This window comes from Niveispirillum fermenti (genome assembly GCF_052474395.1).
The window spans coordinates 2,269,471-2,292,525 of sequence record NZ_CP156681.1; the positions used below are offsets into that span (position 1 = coordinate 2,269,471).

The 23,055-nt window shown below is 65.6% G+C and carries 19 protein-coding genes; 10 read left to right on the forward strand and 9 right to left on the reverse strand.

Going from position 1 to position 23,055, the window contains the following annotated elements; translation table 11 throughout:
* The first annotated feature begins 134 nt into the window (after positions 1 to 134).
* Both mazG and ABC728_RS21795 read left to right on the forward strand, forming a co-directional pair.
* On the forward strand, positions 135 to 944 hold the full coding sequence (mazG, locus tag ABC728_RS21790) for a nucleoside triphosphate pyrophosphohydrolase (protein ID WP_416617324.1): 810 nt from the start codon (positions 135 to 137) through the stop codon (positions 942 to 944).
* A gap of 32 nt (positions 945 to 976) precedes the next feature.
* On the forward strand, positions 977 to 1,753 hold the full coding sequence (locus tag ABC728_RS21795; RefSeq protein ID WP_416617323.1) for an SDR family NAD(P)-dependent oxidoreductase: 777 nt from the start codon (positions 977 to 979) through the stop codon (positions 1,751 to 1,753).
* Between the two features lie 31 nt (positions 1,754 to 1,784).
* Here ABC728_RS21795 and plsY read toward each other — a convergent pair whose 3' ends face one another.
* Positions 1,785 to 2,399 (reverse strand): glycerol-3-phosphate 1-O-acyltransferase PlsY, encoded by a 615-nt coding sequence (gene plsY / locus ABC728_RS21800; protein ID WP_416617322.1) that lies wholly within the window; start codon positions 2,397 to 2,399, stop codon positions 1,785 to 1,787.
* Positions 2,400 to 2,502: 103 nt separating this feature from the next.
* On the reverse strand, positions 2,503 to 3,792 hold the full coding sequence (pyrC, locus tag ABC728_RS21805) for a dihydroorotase (RefSeq protein ID WP_416617321.1): 1,290 nt from the start codon (positions 3,790 to 3,792) through the stop codon (positions 2,503 to 2,505).
* A 172-nt stretch (positions 3,793 to 3,964) separates the two neighbouring features.
* Between pyrC and ABC728_RS21810 the strand changes: the two genes are divergently transcribed.
* Both ABC728_RS21810 and ABC728_RS21815 read left to right on the forward strand, forming a co-directional pair.
* Positions 3,965 to 6,502: a M10 family metallopeptidase C-terminal domain-containing protein gene (locus tag ABC728_RS21810; protein ID WP_416617320.1), complete on the forward strand. Its 2,538-nt coding sequence runs from the start codon at positions 3,965 to 3,967 to the stop codon at positions 6,500 to 6,502.
* Positions 6,503 to 6,710: 208 nt separating this feature from the next.
* The gene (locus ABC728_RS21815; protein WP_416617319.1) at positions 6,711 to 7,529 is read left to right on the forward strand and encodes a substrate-binding periplasmic protein; all 819 of its coding nucleotides are present in this window, start codon (positions 6,711 to 6,713) and stop codon (positions 7,527 to 7,529) included.
* 44 nt (positions 7,530 to 7,573) lie between these two features.
* Here the strand turns inward: ABC728_RS21815 and ABC728_RS21820 are convergent, their stop codons facing one another.
* Positions 7,574 to 8,521, reverse strand: a complete 948-nt coding sequence (locus ABC728_RS21820) for a homoserine O-succinyltransferase (RefSeq protein WP_416617318.1) — start codon at positions 8,519 to 8,521, stop codon at positions 7,574 to 7,576.
* Between the two features lie 470 nt (positions 8,522 to 8,991).
* Positions 8,992 to 9,660 (reverse strand): uracil-DNA glycosylase, encoded by a 669-nt coding sequence (locus tag ABC728_RS21825; protein ID WP_416617317.1) that lies wholly within the window; start codon positions 9,658 to 9,660, stop codon positions 8,992 to 8,994.
* A gap of 232 nt (positions 9,661 to 9,892) precedes the next feature.
* Here ABC728_RS21825 and ABC728_RS21830 point away from each other — a divergent pair, with 232 nt between their 5' ends.
* Together ABC728_RS21830 and ABC728_RS21835 are read left to right on the forward strand one after the other, a co-directional pair.
* A complete protein-coding gene (locus tag ABC728_RS21830) occupies positions 9,893 to 10,507 on the forward strand; it encodes an ArsR/SmtB family transcription factor (RefSeq protein WP_416617316.1) in 615 nt (204 codons plus the stop codon).
* Complete coding sequence (locus tag ABC728_RS21835; RefSeq protein ID WP_416617315.1) at positions 10,488 to 11,300, forward strand: SRPBCC family protein; 813 nt, start codon at positions 10,488 to 10,490, stop codon at positions 11,298 to 11,300. The genes ABC728_RS21830 and ABC728_RS21835 overlap by 20 nt, the downstream gene beginning before the upstream one ends.
* A 27-nt stretch (positions 11,301 to 11,327) precedes the next feature.
* On the opposite strand, the gene ABC728_RS21840 is transcribed toward ABC728_RS21835, so the two are convergent.
* The 5 genes from ABC728_RS21840 to phaR form a co-directional block, all read right to left on the reverse strand.
* Positions 11,328 to 14,492 carry an efflux RND transporter permease subunit gene (locus tag ABC728_RS21840; RefSeq protein ID WP_416617314.1) on the reverse strand — a complete coding sequence of 1,055 codons (3,165 nt, stop codon included), beginning with the start codon at positions 14,490 to 14,492 and terminating at the stop codon, positions 11,328 to 11,330.
* Positions 14,489 to 15,673: an efflux RND transporter periplasmic adaptor subunit gene (locus ABC728_RS21845; RefSeq protein ID WP_416617313.1), complete on the reverse strand. Its 1,185-nt coding sequence runs from the start codon at positions 15,671 to 15,673 to the stop codon at positions 14,489 to 14,491. Before ABC728_RS21845 ends, ABC728_RS21840 begins: the two co-directional genes overlap by 4 nt.
* A gap of 234 nt (positions 15,674 to 15,907) precedes the next feature.
* Positions 15,908 to 16,975 (reverse strand): 5-(carboxyamino)imidazole ribonucleotide synthase, encoded by a 1,068-nt coding sequence (locus ABC728_RS21850; protein WP_416617312.1) that lies wholly within the window; start codon positions 16,973 to 16,975, stop codon positions 15,908 to 15,910.
* A 51-nt stretch (positions 16,976 to 17,026) separates the two neighbouring features.
* Positions 17,027 to 17,494, reverse strand: coding sequence for a 5-(carboxyamino)imidazole ribonucleotide mutase (gene purE / locus ABC728_RS21855; RefSeq protein ID WP_416617626.1), 468 nt, complete (start codon positions 17,492 to 17,494; stop codon positions 17,027 to 17,029).
* Positions 17,495 to 17,877: 383 nt separating this feature from the next.
* Complete coding sequence (gene phaR, locus ABC728_RS21860) at positions 17,878 to 18,480, reverse strand: polyhydroxyalkanoate synthesis repressor PhaR (RefSeq protein WP_445376498.1); 603 nt, start codon at positions 18,478 to 18,480, stop codon at positions 17,878 to 17,880.
* Positions 18,481 to 18,695: 215 nt separating this feature from the next.
* On the opposite strand from phaR, the gene ABC728_RS21865 reads away from it, so the two are divergent.
* The 4 genes from ABC728_RS21865 to ABC728_RS21880 all read left to right on the forward strand — a co-directional run bounded on the left by ABC728_RS21865 (position 18,696) and on the right by ABC728_RS21880 (position 23,055).
* On the forward strand, positions 18,696 to 19,211 hold the full coding sequence (locus ABC728_RS21865) for a hypothetical protein (protein WP_416617310.1): 516 nt from the start codon (positions 18,696 to 18,698) through the stop codon (positions 19,209 to 19,211).
* 37 nt (positions 19,212 to 19,248) lie between these two features.
* The gene (locus tag ABC728_RS21870) at positions 19,249 to 20,289 is read left to right on the forward strand and encodes an alpha/beta fold hydrolase (protein WP_416617309.1); all 1,041 of its coding nucleotides are present in this window, start codon (positions 19,249 to 19,251) and stop codon (positions 20,287 to 20,289) included.
* A 127-nt stretch (positions 20,290 to 20,416) separates the two neighbouring features.
* On the forward strand, positions 20,417 to 21,664 hold the full coding sequence (locus tag ABC728_RS21875; RefSeq protein WP_416617308.1) for a murein hydrolase activator EnvC family protein: 1,248 nt from the start codon (positions 20,417 to 20,419) through the stop codon (positions 21,662 to 21,664).
* Positions 21,665 to 21,666: 2 nt separating this feature from the next.
* On the forward strand, positions 21,667 to 23,055 hold the full coding sequence (locus ABC728_RS21880) for a S41 family peptidase (RefSeq protein ID WP_445376661.1): 1,389 nt from the start codon (positions 21,667 to 21,669) through the stop codon (positions 23,053 to 23,055).

Consider the following 23,055-nt stretch of genomic DNA (forward strand, 5'->3'; position numbering starts at 1 on the left):
GGCCCATGCGTGCGATATGCCTGTCCCATGCGTTCCCCGTTGAATTTCATGCCCTGTTCAATCCTGGCATCGTCGCGCCCCGTCCGATAAGGTCGCCGCCTGACATCCCGCGGATGGATGAGGGAGCAAGGGCGATGACCGAGAATACCAACCGGCTGCTGGGCATCATGGCCAGGCTGCGCGATCCCGATGGCGGCTGTCCCTGGGACCTGGAGCAGGATTTCGCCACCATCGCCCCCCACACGATCGAGGAAGCCTATGAGGTGGCAGATGCCATCCTGTCCGGTGACATGATGGCCGTGAAGGACGAGCTGGGCGACCTGCTGTTCCAGACCGTGTTCTATGCCCAGATGGGCAAGGAGCGCGGGTTGTTCGATTTCGACGCCATCGCCGCCCACACGGCCGACAAGATGATCAGCCGCCATCCCCATGTGTTCGCAGAGGTGTCGGTGCAGACCGCCGACGACCAGACCCGGCATTGGGAGGAACTGAAGGCCAGGGAACGGGCCGCAAAGGCCGCGGCCAGCGGTATCCCCCCGTCGGCCCTGGACGGCATCACCCCCGGCCTGCCAGCCCTGACCCGTGCCGTGAAGCTGCAAAAGCGCGCCGCCCGCGTGGGGTTCGACTGGGCCCGCGCCGACGAGATCCTGGACAAGATCGAGGAGGAGATCGGCGAATTGCGGGCCGAGATGAAGGCATCCCGGCCCGAGAAGGCCCGTGTGCAGGATGAACTGGGCGACCTGCTGTTCGCGCTGGTCAATCTGGCCCGCCATCTGGACATCGATCCCGAAACGGCCCTGCGTGGCACCAATTTTAAGTTCGACAGAAGGTTCCGCTTCGTCGAGCAGGCCCTTGCAGAAAAAGGAAAAACCCCCGAAGCATCCAGTCTGGACGAGATGGAGGCGTTGTGGGGGCAGGCCAAGAAGGCCGAGCGCGGCGCCTGACCGCCGCATCAGCAGAGATGGAGAACAGCCGAATGACCAGCGTGCCCTATGCCCCGAAGGTGGTGATGATCACCGGCGCCAGCGGCGCCTTCGGCCATGCCTTCGCCCGCCGCTTTGCGGCCCTGGGCTCCCGCCTGATCCTGACGGCGCGGGATTTGAGCAAGTTCAACAGCTTGCTGGACGAACTGACTGTGCCGGTCCACCTGATGCAGTTCGATGTCCGCGACCGCAAGGCGGTGGAGGCGGCGCTGGCCGCCCTGCCGCCCGATTTCACGGATATCGACCTGCTGGTCAATAATGCCGGTCTGGCGCTGGGCGCCGACCCGGCCTTCAAGGCCGACCTGGACGATTGGGAGGTGATGATCGACACCAACGACAAGGCGCTGGCCATCATTACCGGCCTGGTGCTGCCCGGCATGGTGGCCCGTGGTGCCGGCCATATCGTCAATCTCAGTTCCATTGCCGGCACTTATCCCTATCCCGGCGGCCATGTCTACTGCGCGTCCAAGGCCTTTGTGACCCAGTTCAGCCTGTCGCTGCGGGCGGACCTGACCGGCACGGGCGTGCGTGTCACGTCGGTGGAACCGGGCATGGTCCAGACCGATTTCAGCCTGGTCCGGTTCAAGGGGGATGCGGAACGGGCGGCGAAGGTCTACGCCGACACGGTGCCGCTGACGCCAGAAGATGTTGCTGAAACAGTGACATGGGTTGCGACGTTGCCGCCGCACTTCAATGTCAATCGGGTAGAGATCATGCCCACGACCCAGGGGCCGGGGGCCTTGTCCGTCCATCGCACGCCGAAGGGATGAGGGGCCGGCGCCGGAGGTAGGGGGAAGCCGTTCAGGCCGCTTCCTTCTTCCTGGCGCCGATGCGCGGTTCGGTACCCTTCAGCAGCCGGGCGATGTTCTCGTGATGGCGGATGAAGACCAGTGCCGCGATGAACAGGCAGAGTCCCGCGATGGCCGGCCCGGCCAGGAACCAGCCGACCACGGGGCTGGCCCCGACGGCGATCAGGGCCGACAGGGACGAGATGCGGAAGATCGCGGCGGCCAGCAGCCAGGTGGCGCAGGCCGCCAGTCCCACGGGCCAGGAAATGGCCAGCAGCACGCCCAGCGAGGTGGCGACACCCTTTCCACCCTTGAAGCCCAGCCAGACGGGGAAGCTGTGGCCCAGCATGGACCCGGCCGCCGCCGCGATCCCCGCTTCCACCCCGCCCAGCCACAAGGCCGCCAGCGTGGCGATGGCGCCCTTTCCGCTGTCCAGCACCAGTGTGGCCAGCGCCAGCAGCTTGTTGCCCGTGCGCAGGACGTTGGTGGCCCCGATATTGCCACTGCCGATCTGGCGGATGTCGCCATATCCGGCCAGCCGCGTCAGCACCAGGCCGAAGGGGATGGAGCCCAGCAGATAGCCGCCGATGGCAGCGATTGACAAGGAGAGCAGGGATAGATCGGCCATGGGCATGGTTCTTCTTGTTGGCTGGCGGTCTGGTCGGCTGGATGCGTGTCATACCGGGGTCGGGAAATCCTGATCCCGGTATCCGCGCCGACTGGCGCGCGTATCAGGTGCGGGCGAACACCGTGCGCCCATCCACGATCGTGCGCAAGACCAGCCCCTGCACCGGTCGCCGGTCGAAACAACTGTTCTTCGATTTCGATACCAGCTTTTCCGCCTCCACCCTCCAGGGGCGTCCCTCGTCGAACAGGACGATGTCCGCCGGGCCGCCGGCGAACAGCCGGCCCAGCGTGCCGCGGCCCAGGATGGCGGCCGGGATGCTGGTCAGGGCCGCCAACGCGCGGACGAGCGGCAATGCGCCCTTATGGACCAGTTCCAGGGTCAGCGGCAGCAGCGTTTCCAGCCCGACGGCGCCGAAAGCCGCCTGGGCGAAGGGTACGCGCTTGCTGTCCTGGTCATGTGGCTGGTGGTCGGACGTGATGGCATCGATCGTGCCGTCGGCCAGCCCGTCCACGATGGCGCGCCGGTCCGTTTCGCTGCGCAGCGGCGGCGCCAGCTTGAAGAAGGTGCGATAATCCCCGATGTCGGCTTCGGTCAGCGCGAAATAGGGCGGGGCCGTGTCGCAGGTGATTTTCAGCCCGCGCTGCTTGGCCCGGCGGATGACGGCCACGGATTCCGCGGTGGAGATGTTGGCCGCGTGATAGCGCCCGCCCGTCATCTCCACCAGCCGCAGGTCGCGTTCCAGCATGATCACCTCGGCCATGGGTGGGATGCCGGCCAGTCCCAGGCGGGTGGCGATCTCCCCGGCATTCATCACGCCGCCGGCCAGACGTGGCTCGCTGGGATGCTGGAAGATGGTCTGGCCGAACCCGTTGGCATAGGCCAGGGCACGGCGCATCAGGGCCGGGTCGGCAATGGGGCCGCCATCGGTGAAGCCGACGGCCCCGGCTTCCTCCAGCAGGCCGATCTCGCTGAGTTCCTTGCCGGCGGTTTCCCGCGTCACGGCGCCATAGGCGAAAATCTTGACCAGCCGCGTTTCCCGCGCCCGCCGTGCGATGAATTCCAGCCCGGCCACGTCATCGATGACGGGGTCGGTATTGGGCAGGGTGGCCAGCGCGGTGATGCCGCCGGCCGCCGCACTGCGGCTGGCCGTCAGGATCGTCTCATTATGCTCCAGCCCCGGTTCGCCCACCTGCACCCGCAGGTCGACCAGGCCGGGGGCCAGCACCAGGCCCGTGGCATCCACGGTCTCCGCCCCGTCCGGCACGCCGTTGGCGGTGGCATCGGGTCCCAGGGCGGCGACACGGGTGCCGACCGTCAGCAGGTCGCCCACCTGATCCAGGCCGCTGGCCGGGTCGATGATGCGGGCGTTGCGGTAAAGGACGGGCTTGGTCATGGCGCGTAAGGTCTCCCGTGGCTGCACGGGGGCTATTTAGCAGACAAGGGCCGTGTCGGGATTGCTGATTTCGCGGACGGCGGTTGAAAAAGGATGCGGACATCCTTTCGGTTGCTGTTGCTGCCGGCCACCGGCTGCTACCTTTTTTGGGGTTCGGGCGATGGGGGCGGGCATGTGCGTGCTGTGCGGCATAGGGGCTGGGGCCCATGCCATCACGATGGCGGAACTGGCCGCGATGGCATCAGGGGCGGGGGGCAAGCCTGTCCTGTCGGATGCGGCGTTCATCGACCGTCTGCAGGATGCCGACGGGGGCGCCTGGGCGCCCGGACGCAGCATCGGCTTCAGCTTTCCCGTGACGCGGCCGGCCGGCAGCAGCGGGGCGGACTATGCCGGCTTCAACAGTTTCACCACAGCGCAGATGCAGTCCGCGCGCCTGGCGCTGGATCTGTGGTCCGATGTGGCCCGGCTGACCTTTGTCGAGAATGCCGCTCCGTCGGCCCGGCAGGGACAGATCACTTTCGCCAATTCCGACACGATCAGCAGCGGCGTCTGGGGTTTCGCCTTCACGTCGGGTACGACGCGGCCGCTCTGGGTCAATCACGGTACCGGGGACACATGGTCGGGGAACACGCCCGGCCATTACGATTTCTCCGCCCTGCTGCACGAGATCGGGCATACGCTGGGCCTGTTGCACCCCGGCGACTACAATGCGTCCGGCAGCAACAGGCCTGTGACCTATGCCAATAATGCCGATTTTTATCAGGACAGCGCGCAATACACCCTGATGTCGTATTTCAGCGCAGGCAATACGGGTGCCAATCACGGGTCTCGCTATGCTTCTACGCCCATGATGTATGATATCCTGGCCGTGCAGGATTTCTATGGTCGCAACTATGCCACCCGTGACGGTGACACGGTCTATGGCTTCAACAGCACGGCCGGCCGCTCTGTCTTTGATTTCACGATCAACCGTCAGCCCGTGGTCGCCATCTGGGATGGGGGAGGGCGTAATACGCTGGACCTGTCAGGCTTCGCCGCGCAATCCAGTGTCGATATGCGGCCCGGCAGCTATTCCGATGTGGCCGGATTGGCCCGCAACCTGTCGCTGGCGGTCGGCACCTTCATCTCCCGTGTGGCGACCGGGACCGGGGCCGATACGGTCCGCGACAATGCGCTGGACAATCATATCGTCACCGGTGGCGGCAATGACACCATCCTGCTGTTGGGCGGCGGCAATGACACCGTGGATGGCGGGGGCGGGGAAGACATCGTCCATCTGCCGGGCCGCACCAGCGATTATCGCATCGTCACCACCATCGATGGCAGCCTGCTGATCAAGGGACCGGCCGGCAGCGCGCTGGTCAGCAATGTGGAGAATTTCCGGTTTCTGGGCTCGTCGGAAAGCCTGACGCGCGAACAGATGGCGGCCCTGGATTTCAACAGCCTGCTCTATCTCGCTTCGAACCCGGACCTGATCGCGGCCTTCGGCCCGGATACCGATGCAGCGCGCAGTCACTGGATCACGTTCGGGCAGGCGGAAGGCCGGCTGGCCGACGGTTTCGACGCGCTGGATTATCTGGCCAGTAATCTGGACCTGATCGGCGCCTTCGGACTGGATGCCACGGCGGCCATGCAGCATTACGTCACCTATGGCCTGCGCGAGGGACGGACGGTATCGGGCTTCGATGCCATGGCCTATCTGGCGTCCGATCCGGCCCGGCTCGACCTGATCGGCGTCAGCCGGGCCGGCGGCATGCTGGACTTCATCCAGACCGGTGCTGCGATGGGGCAGGGGGTCAGCTTCTCGGGCCTCTCCTACATCGCTTCCTATGCTGATCTGCGGGCGGCCTTCGGCCTGGATGCGGCGGCCGGTGTCGCCCATTACGTGCATTACGGATACAAGGAATATCGGGAGATTTCCTTCGATCCGGCGATCTATCTGGCCTCCCATCCCGATCTGGTTCGTGCGTTCGGCGGCGACGGCAACGCCGCCTATGCCCATTATTTCGCCCATGGTGCGGGGGAGGGGCGGGCCACGGACCGGTTCAACCCATATGATTATCTGGGGTCGAACCCTGACCTGGCTGCCAGCGTGGGGCATGATGCGGCAGCCCTGACCCGGCACTACCTGCTGTCCGGCTTTGCGGAGGGCCGCACGGCCGGTGCCTTCGACACTGCCGCCTATGCCATGACCCATGATATTACGGGGGAGGGCTGGCAGGCTGCCGCGGTCGCTGCCTATCTGTCGGCTCCCGTCGGCGGAACACCGTTCGGAACCGATCAGGCTGACCATCGCCTGATCGTGGAACAGGCGATGACGGGTATCCTGTCCGAATCGGGCGACAATGATTGGTTCATGTTCCGGGGCGCGGCCTATACCAATTACAAGATCACGCTGGAATTTCCCGGTCTGGCCGGTATCATGCCTATGGCCCAGTTGCTGACGCGCGGGCAGGATAATGTCGTCGTCACCAGCGACATGGCGCGCCCGTCCGGGCTGTCGGTCCGGATATTCACGCAGCAGGCCGAAGATGTGTATCTGGAACTGCGCGATTATTCATCGCGGCGTCTGGATTATCGCATCACCGTAACGGTTGATGCCGGCGATACGGTCCAGGCAACGGGTGCCGGCGGCGCGGTCGCCGCCTGGGAGGCGCTGGGCCTGGCCGGTCCGGAAGCCATGGAAGCGGGCTGGATGCTGATGGCCTGAGCCCGGTCCGCTGGCCAACCCGACGCTACGCAGTCCGGGGAATTATTAATAATTGATACATACGTTGGTATTATTCTTTGGGGCATAGACCGAAGGTCGCGGATGCCAATTTTGTCGTTGCATAGGCGGAAAAGGTGAGGCGTACTGCAGGTTGTCCGATAAGATCGGACATGGTTTCAATCCAAGGGTTGTGAGCGGGTTGGCGGTGGTGTCCAACAGGAAAACGGCAAGGGGCCTGCTGCGGTGGCTGGGGGCGGGTTCGATGGTGGCGGCACTTGGCCTTTGGTCGGCGGTGCCGGTGATGGCAGCCGGTGGAAAAGAACTGCTGCTGCTCACCGAGACCAACCCCCCGGCCAATTTTGAAGATGCGCTGACCGGTGAGCTTGTGGGGCTGGCGGCCGACAAGGTCCGGCTGATCATGCAGGAAACAGGCATTGCGCATGAATACCGTATTCTGCCCTGGCTGGAGGCGGAAGCCGTGCTGGGCCGCACGGCCAATGCCTGTATTTTTCTCATCAATCTGACGGAGGAGCGCAAGCCACTCTATCAATGGGTCGGACCCTTGATGGAGGGGGGCTGGGCCCTGTTCGCGTCGCTGGGTTTCCAGCAGCGGATCACGAAGCCGGAGGATCTGGCCGGCTTGCGCATCGCCGTCCAGGGGGGCGGCGCCCTGGAAAAACATCTGCGCGACATGACACGCGATGTGGCGGGTGTCACCCTTGTACCGATGGAAGGCGCGGCGGAGATCGGTGCTCTGTTCAACGGCCAGGCCGACCTTTTCGCCGGCGGTGCCTGGGCTGCGCCCTATCAGGCGCGGCAGGCGGAGGTTCCGGTGCGCATGGTGATGCGGCTGACCCGGTCCACTGGCGCCATGGCCTGCAACAAACGCCTGCCGCCCGCCACCGTGGCACGGATGCAAAAGGCGCTGGACAACATCATCGGGGATGGCCGCGCATCCGCCATCGAGCGGCGATACAGCACACCGGGAAGTTGGGGAAGCTGGGGTCTGGACCGCCGGGACCCGTGATTATTCCTGCATCCCGCCTCACCCCCAATAGGCGGCGCAGCCGGTCAGGCGGCCCGGTCGCCTGACCGGCTGACGGTGCGGTCCAGGTCCGCCAGATCGTAGGGCGTGCCCTGGTACAGGTCGTTCAGCCAGTTGCCGAAGAACAGGAACGCATGGCTGCGCCAGCGGTTGGCTGGCATCTTCTCCGGATCATCGTCGGGGAAGTAATGCGCCGGTGGGGCGATCTGCCGGCCCTCCCCGACATCGCGGCGATATTCGTCGCGCAGGGTGCAATCGTCATATTCAAGATGGTTGAACATGAAGCTGTCGCCCGTTTCCCGGTCATGGACCAGGCACACGCCCGTCTCGTCCGCTTCCAGCAGAATCTCCAGTTGCGGGCAACGCTCCACATCGGCGCGCCGCACCTCCGTATGCCGTGAAACGGGCACCTGCACCATGTCGTCGAAACCACGCAGCAGCCGGCTGGTGCGATTGAGCACGCGGTGGGGGAAGATGCCGAAGGCCTTTGCCGGCAGCGGGTATTTCGGCACGCCATAATAATGGTAGAGAGCCGCCTGGGCGCCCCAGCAGATGAACAGGCTCTGATAGACGTTGGTCCGGGCCCAGTTCATGATCTCCTGCAACTCGGGCCAGTACTTTACATCCTCAAATGGCAGTGTTTCCACGGGCGCGCCGGTCACGACCAGCCCGTCGAACCGTTCCTCCCGCACTTCCTCCCAGGATTTGTAGAAGGCGGCCATATGTTCCGCCGAGGTGTTTTTGGGCACATAGCTGCCCGTGGTGACAAGCGTCACGTCGACCTGCAAGGGTCCGGCGCCCAGCACGCGGGCCAATTGCGTCTCTGTCGGGACCTTCAGGGGCATCAGGTTCACGATGGCGATGCGCATCGGCCGGATGTCCTGGCGCACGGCCCGCTGTTCGTCCATCACCATCACGCCCTCCTGCTCCAGGACGGACCGGGCGGGCAGGTTGTTGGGAATCCTGATGGGCATGGTGCTGCGTTCTTCCGAAATCACAAGGGCCGACCGGCCCCACGGGACAATCTGCTGAAGCCGGTCCGCTTCAGGCCCCGGTACGGGGAAGCCCTGCCACGGACGGTAACGGCTGGTCCATAGATGATCGTCATCCGCGCAGGCGTCAACTGTCTGTCCGGGCGGGGGTGCCGTGCGGCAAGGGCTTGGCCGTTGGCTGGGCGCTCGGCCGTCGCCATGCGCACAGGTCATGGAAATGCCACGGCGTCATGCGAACAAAAAAGGAACAACAGGCTTGATGTTCTTTTTTTGTTCTGTCAGAGTGCGGTCATCAGAACAACGGAGGCTCAAATGAACCGCGCTGCTTTCGTCCGCGATTTCCTGGCCATCACGGGCTTCTTCGGTACCATGTATGCATGGTTCGTGGTTGGCGCCGCCCTGGTGGCGTGACGCGCGCCCTTAAATTCTGATGGCAGGGGCCGGCTGTCCTGTCAGCCGATTGTGTCCAAATGCTCCCGCACGGCGGCGAAGACCGCCTGGAACATCCCCGCCGTCAACCGGCCGGTATTGGTGTTGTAGCGGGAGCAATGATAGCTGTCGAAAAGGGTGACGCCTTGCTTCACCTCATGGCGGGCGCCATGGGCGAAGGCGAAATGCGCCGGCCGGCGGCCCAGTGCTGTCACCGTGCTGGCGTGGGAAACCGTGCCCAGCACCACGATGGCCCGCAACTGTTCCATCGCCGCGATTTCCGCGGTCAGGAACTGGCGGCATGTCGCCACCTCTGCTGGTGTCGGCTTGTTCTCCGGCGGTACGCATCGGGCCGCGTTGGTCAGGCGGCATTCAACAAGTTCCAGCCCATCGTCGGGCCGGCGGTCGTACCGGCCGCGGGCGAACCCGTATCGGACCAGCGTGTCATAGAGCAGGTCGCCGGCATAATCGCCGGTGAAGGGGCGACCCGTCTGGTTCGCCCCGTGCAGGCCGGGGGCCAGCCCCACGATCAGCAATCGTCCGGCCAGCGTGCCGAAGGCGGGGACGGGGGCGTTGTGATAGGCCGGAAAGGTGGCGCGATTGCGCTCCCGGAACGCGGCCAGCCGTGGGCACAGACCGCAATCTGCACCTGGGACGGCCAATTGTTCCATCTTTGTCTGGGCACCCGCCATTGATCCGCTCCACCGCGAAAGTTTGCCGTCGCTTCCATCCCGCCTGTAGGCGCAGGCATCAGGACAGATGGGTAAGGGGCGACCGGGAACAGGTCAAGGGCTGGCTGTCCGCGCCGGTGGGTGCCAGCATTCACCCCGGCCTGTCCGGCGCCACCTGTCCGGTACCAACGAACACATCGCGGCTGACGACCGAGTGCCTTGACAAATTTTTTTGTCAAGGCATCATGCGCTCATGCTCGACGTGGAAATCCTTGATCGCCCCGTGGCGGCCTGTCTTGCCCTGGACCCGGTGAAGGGCCGTATCCTGGCCGAACTGGCGGTGCCGTCATCGGCCGCGTCCCTTGCCGGCCGCCTGGGCCTGCCGCGGCAGAAGGTGAATTACCATCTGCGCGCGCTGGAGGTGGAGGGGCTGGTAAGGCCGGTGGAGGAACGGCAATGGGGCGGGCTGACGGAACGTATCATGGTGGCGACGGCCGCCAGCTACATCGTTTCCCCGGCGGCGCTGGGCCCGCTGGCGGCCGACCCGGAGCGTGCGGCCGATCGGATGTCCGCGTCATATCTGGTGGCGCTGGCGGCGCGCATCGTGCGGGAGGTAGGCCAGCTCTGGACGCGGGCGCGCCTGTCGGACCGGCGGCTGGCCACGCTTTCCATCGATACCATCATCCGGTTCCGTTCTGCGGCCGACCGTGCGGCCTTCAGCAAGGATCTGGCGGCCTGCGTGGCGACACTGGCGGGCCGCTATCACGACGACACCGCGCCGGGCGGCCGGCCGCACCGGTTGGTTGTTGCGGCCTATCCCGCGCCTGACGAAAGGAAAGGAGCCCCCGATGCCGATCAAGAAGGATGACAGCGGCAAACGCTGGGTGGAGATGGAGTTTCTGACCCCTGGCACCCCCGAACAGGTGTGGCAGGCCATGGCGACGGGGCCCGGCAATGCCGCCTGGTTCATGCGTGCGGAGATCGAAGAGCGTGAAGGCGGACGTTTCCGTTTCGATTTCGGCCAGGAGGTCTCCACCAATGGTGAGGTGACACTGTGGCAGCCGCCCCACCGGTTCGGCTATGTGGAGCGGGATTGGATGGAGAACGCCCCGCCGGTGGCGACCGAGATTTCCATCGTGGCCCGATCCGGCGGGCTGTGTCAGGTGCGCATGGTCCATTCCCTGTTTGCCAGCGGCGACGATTGGGACGACCAACTGGAAGGCTTTGAAAGCGGCTGGCCCTGCTTCTTCGCCGCGCTGCGGCTTTATCTGGAATATTTCCCCGGTCTTCCCGGTGCCGGTTTCATGGCTATGGTTCCCACCACATTGTCCACGCTGGAAAGCTGGCGGGACCTTTTGTCCGCCACCGGTTTGGACAATCCCCTGGTGGGGGAGGAAAGGGCGGGGCCCGCAGGGCCGGAGACGCTGGCCGGGGTGATCGAGAAGGTGGTGCAGGAGAAGGGGCAGCGTTACCTCGTCCTGCGCCTGTCGGAGCCGGGGCCCGGCATCATGATGTGCGGCGTCTATCAACGCAGCGACCATGTGAGTGTCAGCGTTGTCCGCTTTGCCTATGGCAACGACGCGGCCGAGCGTGCCGCATCGCTGGAAGGCCACTGGCGCGACTGGATGGCACAGCGGTTCCCGGCGCCGGCGGCCACGTGACGCCGGCGCCGTTGGTGCCGGGCCGGATCAGGCCGGGTCCGGCTGCCTGTGGCTTCCGCTTACGAACCGGCGGATGACGACATAGAAGACGGGCGTGAAAAGCAGGCCGAAGAAGGTGACCCCCAGCATGCCGAAGAAGACGGCCGTGCCCAGGCTCTGGCGCATTTCTGCGCCGGCACCGCTGGCGATCATCAAGGGAACCACGCCCAGGATGAAGGCGAAGGACGTCATCAGGATGGGACGCAGGCGCAGGCGGCACGCCTCGATCACCGCATCATAGCGGTCTCGGCCTTCCGCCTCCAGTTGCCGGGCGAATTCCACGATCAGGATGGCATTCTTCGATGCCAGCCCCACCAGCACGACGAACCCGATCTGGGCAAGGATGTTGTTGTCCATGCCGCGCATCATCAGGCCGCCCACGGCCGACAGCAGGCACATGGGCACGATCAGAAGGATGGCGAAGGGCAGCGACCAGCTTTCATACTGGGCGGCCAGGACAAGGAAGACGAAGAAGACGCAGAGCGGGAAGATGTAGAGTGCCGAATTGCCGGTATTCTTCTCCTGATATGACAGATCCGTCCATTCGGCCTTGAATCCGGCGGGCAGGGCCGTGGCTGCCGCCTGTTCCATGGCGGCCATGGCCGTGCCGGAACTGACGCCCGGCAGGTTGTTGCCCTGCAGCTCCGCCGCCGGGAACAGGTTGTAGCGAAGGACGCGGTTGGGGCCGGTGATGAAGTTGAAATCCACGAAGGACCCCAGGGGCACCATCTGGCCCTGGTCGTTGCGCGTCTGCAGCTTGCCGATATTCTCCGGATCCAGCCGGAACGGCCCATCGGCCTGCGCCGTCACCTGGAAGGTGCGGCCGAACAGGTTCGTGTCGTTCACATAGGCCGACCCCAGATAGATGGCCAGCGTCTGGAACACGCTGGTCACCGGCACACCCAGCATCTGCGCCTTGGCGCGGTCGACATCCAGGTAGATTTGCGGTGCGCGGGCACTGAACGGCGTGAAGACGCTGGTCAGGCCGGGCACCTGGTTGCCGGCCTGGGCCAGCGCCCATGTGGCCTGTTCCAGGGCCGCCGGTCCGTTGCCGGCCAGATCCTGCACACGCAGGGTGAACCCGCCCGATGTACCCAGCCCCCGGATGGGCGGTGGTGGCACGACGAATACCTGAGCCTCCGGCACCGCCATGAAGACCCGCTTCTGCAATTCCTGCAGGATGCTGTTGGCGGTCCAGCCATTGGCCTTGCGTTCCTCGAACGGGACCATGGGGGTGAAGATGGCGCCGGCATTGGGGGCGATGGTGCGGGTGGCGCCGGAAAAGCCCGCGAACTGTACCGTATGTGCGATGCCCGGCGTTTCGCGTGCGATCGCCGCCACCTTCTGCACAACATCGGTGGTATTGGTCAGCGACGTGCCTTCCGGCGTCTGGACGGCGATGATCAGATAGCCCTGATCCTGCTGCGGGATGAAGCCCGACGGGATGCGGGTGAAAACGAAGCCCGTGGCTGCGATCAGCAATATGTAGACTGCCAGCATGACCGGTGTGGTCCGCGTCACCCGCGTGACAAGCCCGGCATAGGCATCGGCCAGCCGGTCGAACAGCCGGTTGAACGCCGCGAAGAAACGGTCCAGCAGGCCTGACACCACGGCCAGCCGCGCGGTGGCCGCCTGGTGCCCCGGCGTATGGGCCTTCAGCAGCCGGGCGCACAATGCCGGTGACAAGGTCAGGGAATTGAAGGCTGAAATGATGGTGGCCGTGGCGATGGTGACGGCGAACTGTCGATAAAACTCACCCTGGATGCCTTCGATGAAGGCAGTCGGGATGAACACGGCGGACAGCACAAGGGCGATGGAAACCAGCGCGCCGCCCACCTCATCCATGGTGATGCGCGCGCTTTCGATGGGCGAATGGCCCAGCGCCAGGTTACGCTCCACATTCTCCACCACGACGATGGCGTCATCCACCACGATGCCGACGGCCAGCACCAGCCCGAACAGGGTCAGGTTGTTGATGGAAAACCCCAACATCGACATGATGGCGAAGGTGCCGATCAGTGATACCGGAATGGCCAGAACGGGAATGATGGCCGCCCGCCACCGTTGCAGGAACAGCAGAACGACCAGCACCACCAGGGCCATGGCCTCCACGATGGTCTTGATCAGTTCGTTGATGCTCTCCGCGATGAACTGGGTCGTATCGTAGACGATGCGGTATTCAAGACCCGGCGGGAAATCCCGGCTCAGCGTCTCCACCGTCTGTTTCAGCCGGGCCGCCGTCTCCAGGGCGTTGGAGCCGGGAAGCTGCGACACGGCCAGCACCACGGCCGGCTTGCCGTCCAGGAAGGAATTGGTGATGTAGTCGCGCGCGCCCAGTTCCACCCGCGCCACATCCTTCAACCGGACCAGCCGGCCATCGTCGCCATGCTTGACGATGATGTTCTCGAACTCCTGCGGCTGCGTCAGCCGCCCCTGCAGCGTGATATTGAGCTGGTAGTCGCGCGGCGTGTCCAGCGGTGGCTGGCCGAGGCTGCCACCGGCCACCTGCACATTCTGCTGCTGGATGGCGGCCACCACCTCGCCCGCCGACATGCCAAGGGAGGCGATCTTCTGCGGGTCCAGCCAGGCGCGCATGGAATAGTCGCGCGCCCCGAACAGGTTGATGTTGCCCACACCCTCCACGCGGCTGAGCACGTCGCGCACGCGCAGCAGGGCATAGTTGGAGATATAGAGCTGGTCATAGGTGTTGTCGGGCGACAGCAGATGGACCACCAGCATCAGGTCAGGCGAATCCTTGCGCGTCACCACGCCGTTGCGCCGCACCTCCTCCGGCAGTCTTGCCTCGGCGATGGCGACGCGGTTCTGTACCAGAACCTGCGCTTCGTCCAGGTTGGTGCCCAGATTGAAGGTGATGGTCAGGTTCATCTGACCGTCGCTGGTCGAGTTGGAGGACATGTAGAGCATGCCTTCAACCCCGTTCACCTCCTGCTCGATCGGGGCGGCGACGGTATTCGCCACTGTTTCGGCATTGGCACCGGGATAGCGTGCCGTCACCGTGACGGTGGGCGGCACCACCTCCGGATATTGCGAGACGGGCAGTGTCAGGTACGAGATGGTGCCGACGGCGATGATGATGATCGACAGGACGATGGCGAAGACCGGCCGGTCGATGAAGAAACGGCCGATCTTCATGGTTGTGCCCCCTGGGCCGGGGCGGCGCCCTGGACCGGCTGTTCCATGGGTGTGACGGTGGCACCGGGGCGCACGCGCTGCAGGCCGGCCGTGATCACGCGATCATTGGCCGACAGCCCGTCGCGGATGACCCGCAGCCCGTCCACAAGCGGTCCCGTCGTCACCGTCCGGTAGACCACCTTGTTTTCCGGGTCGACGACCAGCACGAAGCGTCGGTTCTGGTCGGTGCCGATCGCACCGTCGGGGATCAGCAATCCTTCGTAATCGGGGCGGCCGACCAGCCGCAGCCGCCCGAACAGGCCGGGGGTCAGCAGCATGTCGGGATTGTCGAATACGGCGCGGGTCCGGATGGTGCCCGTGCCGTCATCGATGCGATTGTCCAGGAAGTCGATGCGGCCCTTGTGGGTGAAGCCCTGTTCGTCGGGAAGGGCCAGTTCCACGGGCGTGGCGCCGTCCCGGCTGCTTGTCCGCTCGCCCATGCTGTTCAGGCGTGTATAGCGCAGATAGGAGGCCTGGTCGGTATCGAAATAGAAATGGATCGGGTCCAGCGAGACGATCGTGGTCAGCAGGGTGGATTGCGCGGTTCCGCCGCTGACCAGATTGCCGACCGAGACCCGCCGGTTCGAGACGCGGCCCGTCACGGGTGCGCGCACCGTGGTGAATTCAAGGTCGAGTTCGGCGGCGCGCTGTTGCGCCTCTGCCGACAGCAGGGCAGCCTGGGCGTTCTGCAGCTGTTGCGATCGGGTGTCCAGCACGGATTGCGATACGGCCTGCGTCCGCCGCAGATCCTGGGCACGGTCCAATTCCCGCTGGGCCAGTTGCACCGATGACCGGGCCTGGGCCACACCGGCGCGTGCCATGTCCACGACCGCCTGATAGGGGCGGGGGTCGATCACGAACAGCGGATCGCCCTTGAACACGATCTGGCCATCCTGGAAACTGACGGCCGTCAGATAGCCGCTGACCCGGGCCCGGATCTCCACCCCCTCCACGGCGGCGAAGCGCCCTGTATATTCATCCCATTCCTTGACGTTTTTCTTGACGGGCTGGCTGACGACAACCTGCGGCGCCTGCGCCGCTGCCTGCGGATCCTGGCCCCCACGGCCACAACCCGTCAACGCCAACAGTCCCGTCAGCCCGGCCGCCAGCAAGGCAGCCCGACCCATACGGCCCGTTTCCATGGAACCCTCCACCTGAACCCCGATCTGGACCATAGCATGGCAAGCTGAGCCGCAAATGCATTCCAAATTCTTGCTGCGTCTGCGAATAGCAGATGCAAGCGCATGGCTGCTATTGCAGCGCATGATTGTGCGCTGCATCACAGACAGGGTGTGGGCGCGGCGCGGCCCCGGCGGTTCATGGCAGGCGAAGGGCGCGGATTGATGACTTGCGGCAGATGCGGGAAAAACGGCGGGTCAGACCGGCCGGGTCACGTGGCCCATCTTGCGACCCGATCGGGCTTCGCCCTTGCCATAAAGATGCAGGCGGCTGCCGGGCTCGCCCAACAGGGCCTGCCATTGGTCGACATCATGCCCGATCAGGTTGGTCATCACACAGGGCCGCATGATGCCTGTGGAACCCAGCGGCAGGTTGCAGATGGCGCGGATAAGCTGCTCGAACTGGCTTGTTTCGGCGAAATCGATGGACCAGTGACCGGAATTATGCGGCCGGGGAGCCATTTCATTGACCAGCACGCGGCCATCGCGCGTCACAAACATCTCCACGGCCAGAAGACCGACCACCTGAAGTGCGGTTGCCAGGGTTTCCGCGATGCGCACGGCCTCCGTGGCGACGGCAGGTGTGATGGCGGCGGGGACCCTGGTCGTATCCAGGATGCCGGCCTTGTGGCTGTTCTGTACCGGCGGGAAGGAGGCCAGCGTGCCGTCGGCCTTGCGCGCCGTGACGACGGATATTTCCAGTTCGAAATCCACGAAACCTTCAAGGATGGCATCATCGCTGCCGATGGCATCGAAGGCGCCCGACAATTCATCCCCCGGGTTCAGGCGGATCTGCCCCTTGCCGTCATAGCCCATGCGGGTTGATTTGAGAATGGCGGCAGTCCCGATCTCCGCCATGGCCAGGGCCAGTTCCGCCGGGTTGCGCACACCACGGAAGGGGGCCGTGCCTATCCCCAGCTTGTTGGCGAAGCTTTTTTCCGCCAGCCGGTCCTGGGCGACGGCCAGGACATTGGCGCCGGGATGCACATGGACGTGCCTGGCCAGGAACTCCACGGCATAGGTCGGCACATTCTCCCATTCCAGGGTGATGACATCGACATCGTCGGCGAAGCGGGCGAGTGCCCGCAGGTCGTGCCACCCCGCCTGCGTGTGATAGGCGACCACCTGCCCACATGAACTGTCCATGCTCTCCGGTGCGAAGACATGCACCCGGTAACCCAGATTGGCGGCGGCCAGCGCCGTCATGCGGCCCAACTGGCCGGCACCCAGGATACCGATGACGGAGCCGGGCGGAATCGCGGTCATGGGTGGGTTGTCCTTCACGTCAGGGAACATCAGGGGCCGGCCGGTGCGGCATCAGGCCGGATCGTCCACGGGGGCTGCGGCCACCGCGTCCGTCTGCCGCTGCCGCCAGGCGGTCAGGGCTGTATCCAGCCGTTCATCCGACAGGGCCAGGATGGAGGCGGCCAGCAAACCGGCATTGATGGCCCCGGCCTTGCCGATGGCCAGCGTACCGACGGGCACGCCGCCGGGCATCTGCACGATGGACAAAAGACTGTCCTGGCCCTTCAGCGCATGGCTTTCCACCGGCACGCCCAGCACGGGCAGGCAGGTCATGGATGCGGCCATGCCCGGCAGGTGCGCCGCGCCGCCGGCACCGGCGATGATGACCTTCAGCCCGCGTGCCTTGGCGCTGGTCGCGTAATCATAAAGCCGCTGCGGCGTGCGGTGGGCTGAAACGATGCGGGTTTCAAACGGCACGCCCAGGTCGGTCAGCACGGTGGCGGCGTGCTTCATGGTAACCCAGTCGGACTGGCTGCCCATGATGATGCCGACGGGAACCGGCGTTCCCTGGCTTTCGGGGGCGGATGAGGTTGTCACGGCTGCCAGCTCCCTGTCGCTCTCGCACGGGTGATCCCGGAAAGCGCGGGATTATAGGCAGCCGTCGGCGATGCGCAATGGCAGGGGACGCAGGTCCGCCCGGCGGAATTTCATGCGTGCCGGCCAGGATTGGCGTGCCATCTCCGCGAATCACCCAGAGATGCCAGAAGGGCGAAGAGGCTGGGGCGGCAGACACTGGGGCGGCAAACATTGGCGCAGGACGTTTGCATGGAAATCCCAGCGGTGCCCCTGCCGGCACAGGGGGCACCTTCTTCGGTATATCAAGGACATGACGGGGGCAGACCGGAGACGACGGGGCGGATGGGTCAGTCCTTGCGCCGTGTCAGGTTCTCCATCTGGCTCTGCAGCTCGTCCAGCCGCTTTTGCAGCTCGGAGAACTTGTCGTCGGGTTTCGCCTTGCCGGCTTCGGGTGCAGGGGCTTCCGCCGGGGTGACCGGCATGTCGCCATTGAAGGGGCTGAACATGCGCATGGCCCGCTCGAACAGGGCGATGTTCTGCTTGCTCATCTCCTCGAATCCGCCGAAGGGAAACATGCTCCCGAACGTATTCTGGAAATATTCGCGCATCTTGTCCTGGTTGCCCGTGAAGGACTTCATCGAATGTTCGAGATAGCGCGGCACCAGCCACTGCATATTGTCGCCGTAAAAGCTGATCAACTGCCGCAGGAAGGGGATGGGCAGCAGGTTCTGGCCCTTCAATTCCTCCTCCACGATGATCTGCGTCAGGACCGATCGTGTGATGTCGTCGCCGCTCTTGGCGTCATAGACCACGAAGTCCGTGCCGTCCTTCACCATCTGGCACAGATGGTCCAGCGTGACATAGGAGCTGGTGGCGGTATTGTACAGCCGGCGGTTAGCGTACTTCTTGATGGTCACCGGCGCGGGCTTGGTGTCTTCTTTTTCAGCCATTTGGCGACGTTTCCCCCGGTCGATGCTGCGGATCGTTATATCAAGGAGTACGTCATTACGCGGTCGCAGCGCAAGCGTTCCGCAACGCCGCACGCATAATACGTAACTATTGTTTGGCGGACGTACCGGTTTGATTATGCTGCATGGAGTGCGGCCGGTCCGACGGCCGCCGGAAACCGCCGGAGCCCGGCGTCGACGGCAAGGTGAGGGGCAAGGTGAGCGAACCCAAGGAACCGCCCGGCATGGATGAACTGGCCCGGCGCTATCTGGACCTGTGGCAGGACCAATGGGCGGCACTGTGCGCCGACCCCGCCGTGGCCGACAGCATGGCCCGCACCATGACGGCTTTCGGCCAGACGGCGATCACCTTCAACGGCATGCTGGAGCAGGCCCTGGGATCGGCCAAGGCCGGCAATCCGTGGCTGGACATGATGAAATCGCTTTGGCCCGGCGCGGCCGCGGCACAGGGGACGCAAAGCCATGACGAACGGCAGGACGCGCGCGGAACCGGCAGGCCCGCCGCCGCTGCGCCAGGGACCGCGCCCGCTGGGGCTGCATCTGGGGACGGGGCTGGCGATCTTGCTCAGCTCTCCGGCCGCATTGCCGCTCTTGAACGCGAACTGGCCGCACTGGCACCCCAGCCTGAGGGAGAGGGCGGCGGCACTGCGGCGCGACCTGCTGCAAAGCCTGGGCGCCGCCGCAAGCCTGCCCGACGGCCCGCTGCCGACTGAACGGCTGGCGCCGTTCAGCAATGCCGTGGATCGTGGCATGCGTTGGCGAATCGACGCCTTCCTGAAAGGGGTCGAACGCTATCGCCACCATCCCTATCAGCGGGATATCGAGGACGCGCCGACCGTCTGGCAGGAGGGGGCCACCCGCTTGCTGGAGATGGGCGCCCGGGGCCGGCCGGTCCTGTTCGTGCCGTCGCTGATCAACCGCGGCTATATACTGGACCTGTCCTGGCGGAAAAGCCTGCTGCGCTGGCTGGCCGGCGAAGGCGGCGGCGACAGCGAAGGCGGGGGCGGCATCCGCCCGTTTCTTCTGGAATGGGGCTATCCGCAGGCGGCGGAGCGCGGCTTCACCATGTCGGACGTGGTGGCGGGGCGGCTGGTGCGCGCGCTGGAGGTGACATGCGCGCGCGTCGGCGGGCCCGTCACACTGGCCGGCTATTGCATGGGCGGGCTTCTGGCGCTTGGCGCCGCCCTGCGCCGGCCGGACCTGGTGTCGGCCTATGTGGCCATGGCGGCCCCGTGGGACTTTCACGCCGACGATGCCGCCGCGGCCCAGCGCACGGCTGCCCTGGTCACGCCTTTCGATCCCGTGATGCGCCTGCTGGGTGAATTGCCGGTGGATGGGGTGCAGACCCTGTTTGCCACGCTGGACCCGTTGCTGGCTCTGAAGAAGTTCAGCCGCTTCGGCACCATGGACATGGCCGGGGACGAAGCGGACGATTTCGTGGCACTGGAGGACTGGCTCAATGATGGCGTCAGCCTGCCGGCGGCCATCGCGCGGGAATGCCTGACGGGATGGTATGGCGAGAATACGCCGGGCCGGGGGGAATGGCGCATCGCGGACATGCCGGTCAGGCCGCAGTCGCTGGCCTGTCCGTCCCTTGTCATCGTGCCCGCCCGTGACCGGATCGTGCCTCCGGCGGCGGCACGCGCGCTGGGCACGGCCCTGCCGGGAGCCACCGTTTGGCAACCGAGCCTGGGCCATATCGGCATGATCGTCAGCGGTGGCGCGAAGGCCCGCATCTGGGCCCCGTTGCGCGACTGGCTGCTCCACCCGCCGGCCGGCCCGGAGGGTTGATCCGCCAAAAGGCTATCGCAAACCGGATGACAGCCGCGTCAGCGATGTTCTATCAAGGGGTTGGCCTGGAGGGGCGGTCGTCTCCACCCTTCTGGAGCCTTGGCATACATACGGAAATGGGCGCCCATTGGCACCGCGTCGGACCCTTCTGCTCTCCTTGATGCTGCCGGCCCTGCTGGTGCTTCCGGCATCGGCGCAGCAGCGTGCCGCCGATCCGGCCCGGCAGTTGCAACAGGTGGAGCGCGACCTGCAGCAGGCCGACAAGGCCCGCGCCGAACTGGATGCCAGGGCAGAGGCGCTGGAGAAGGAACTGGCCGACCTGCGGGCCCGCGCCGTGGAAGCCGCCCAACAGCAACGCGCCCAGTCCGATGAACTGGCGCGGCTGGAAACCGCACTGGGCGAACTGGGGAGCGAGGAGAAGGAGAGGCTGGAGCGGATCGAGGCTGACCGCGCGGCGCTGGCGGAATTGCTGGGGGCGCTGCAGCGCCTGTCGCGTCTGCCGCCCGATGCGATGATCGCCGCCCCGCAATCGCCCAGCGACACGGTGAAGAGCGCGCTGCTGCTGCGGTCCGCCGTGCCTGAGCTGAAGACACGGGCCGATGCGCTGTCGCGCGAGTTGCAGGCCCTGGTTGACCTGCGGCAGAAACTGGCCCAGCAGCGGGAAAAGACGGCGCGGGCCGCGGAAAGCCTGGCATTGCGGCAGAAGGACCTGGCGGCCCTGGTGGCCCGGCGGGAGCAGGTGTCACGCGGCACGGATGCGGAGCGCACGCGCGTGGCCGCGCGCGCCACCGCCCTGGCGGAACGCGCCGGCGACCTGAAGGAGCTGATCGAGAAGCTGGAGGCGGAGCGCAAGGCCGCGGCCGCGCGCAAGGCGGAGGCGGAGCGTCGCCGCCAGGCCCAGGCAGAGGCCGAACGGGAGAAACGCGCCCGCGACCGCATCGCCGGCCTGAAACGTGCCCCACCGGAACCACAATCCGGCGCCATCCTGGGCGGCATGGTGGCCCCCGTCGGCGGTCAGGTCGTGACCCGCTATGGTCAGACCGACGATGTCGGGGCCACCAGCCGGGGCCTGACCTATCGCGGCCGGGCCGGTGCCGCGGTGGTGGCGCCGGCCGATGGCGCGGTGATGTTCGCGGGGCCGTTCAAGGGGTACGGGCTTCTCTTGATCCTTGAACACGCCAACGGATATCATTCCCTGCTGTCCGGATTGGGGCGTATCGACGCCCAGGTCGGCCAGCGCGTGCTGGGAGGGGAGCCGGTGGGCCTTCTGTCGGGTGGTTCGAGCCCGACATTGTATTATGAGCTGCGGCGCGGTGGTCAGCCGGTCAACCCCGCCCGCGGCCTTGCAGCCTCCGACGGCAAGGGACAAGGTTGATGATGAGCAAGCTGTTCTCCTCCGCCGCCATCGCGGCCCTTCTGGCCTTCACCGCTCCCGCACTGGTGGTTTCCCCCGCCGCCGCCCGCCAGCCGCTGAAGTCCGAAACCTACAAGCAGCTCGACCTGTTCGCCGACGTGTTCGAGCGCGTGCGCTCCGAATATGTGGAGGAGGTGACGGACGAGCAGCTTATCGAGGCGGCCATCGACGGCATGCTGACCTCGCTCGACCCGCACTCCTCCTATCTCAACAAGAAGAACTTCGCGGATATGCGGGTGCAGACCCGGGGTGAGTTCGGCGGCCTGGGGATCGAGGTCACGTCGGAGAACGGCTTCGTCAAGGTCATCTCCCCCATGGATGAGACGCCCGCGGCCCGCGCCGGGGTGCAGCCGGGCGACTATATCACCCATCTGAACGATGAACAGATCGTGGGCCTGTCGCTGAACGAGGCGGTGGAGAAGATGCGCGGCCCCGTGGGCAGCGACATCCGCATCACCATCCGCCGCGACAATGTGGCCGAGCCGATCCAGTTGAACCTGACCCGTGCCAATATCAAGGTTCAGTCCGTGCGGTTCCGGGCCGAGGACAATATCGGCTATATCCGCATCTCCAGCTTCAACGAGCAGACCCAGCCGGGTCTGGACCGGGCCATCGCCAGGTTGAAGGAACAGTTGGGGCCGAAGCTGATCGGCTATGTGCTGGACTTGCGCAACAATCCCGGCGGCCTGCTGGATCAGGCGGTTTCCGTGTCCGACACTTTCCTTGAAAAGGGGCGGCTGATCGTTTCCACCCGCGGACGCGGCGGCAAGGAGGGTGACCGTTACACTGCCAAGCCCGGCGATTCCGCGGACGGGCTGCCCATCGTGGTGCTGATCAATGGCGGGTCGGCATCGGCATCGGAAATCGTGGCCGGTGCGCTGCAGGATCACAAGCGTGCCATCATCCTGGGCACCCAGAGCTTCGGCAAGGGGTCGGTGCAGACCGTCATTCCGCTCCAGGGGCAGCAAAGCGCCATGCGGCTGACCACGGCGCGGTACTACACCCCTTCGGGCAAGTCGATCCAGCAATTGGGTATCTCCCCGGACATCGAGGTGCAGCCCGCCAAGGTTGAGGAACTGGCCCAGGCGGCCCAGCGCCGGCGCGAGGCCGACCTGCCCAATGCCTTGCGCAATACCGACCAGGGCGGCACCCGTCCGGGCACGCCGGCGGCACCCGCGCCGGCCTCCCCGCCGGTGCCGAACGCGCCCGCCGACCCCGGTGCCAACGTGACGCCCTCCACCACGCCGACGGCCCAGCCGCCCGCGCCGGAGCCCGTCGATTACCAGCTTTCCCGCGCACTTGACCTGCTGCGTGGTGTTGCCCTCTTCTCCCAGGCGAAACATACCAACTGA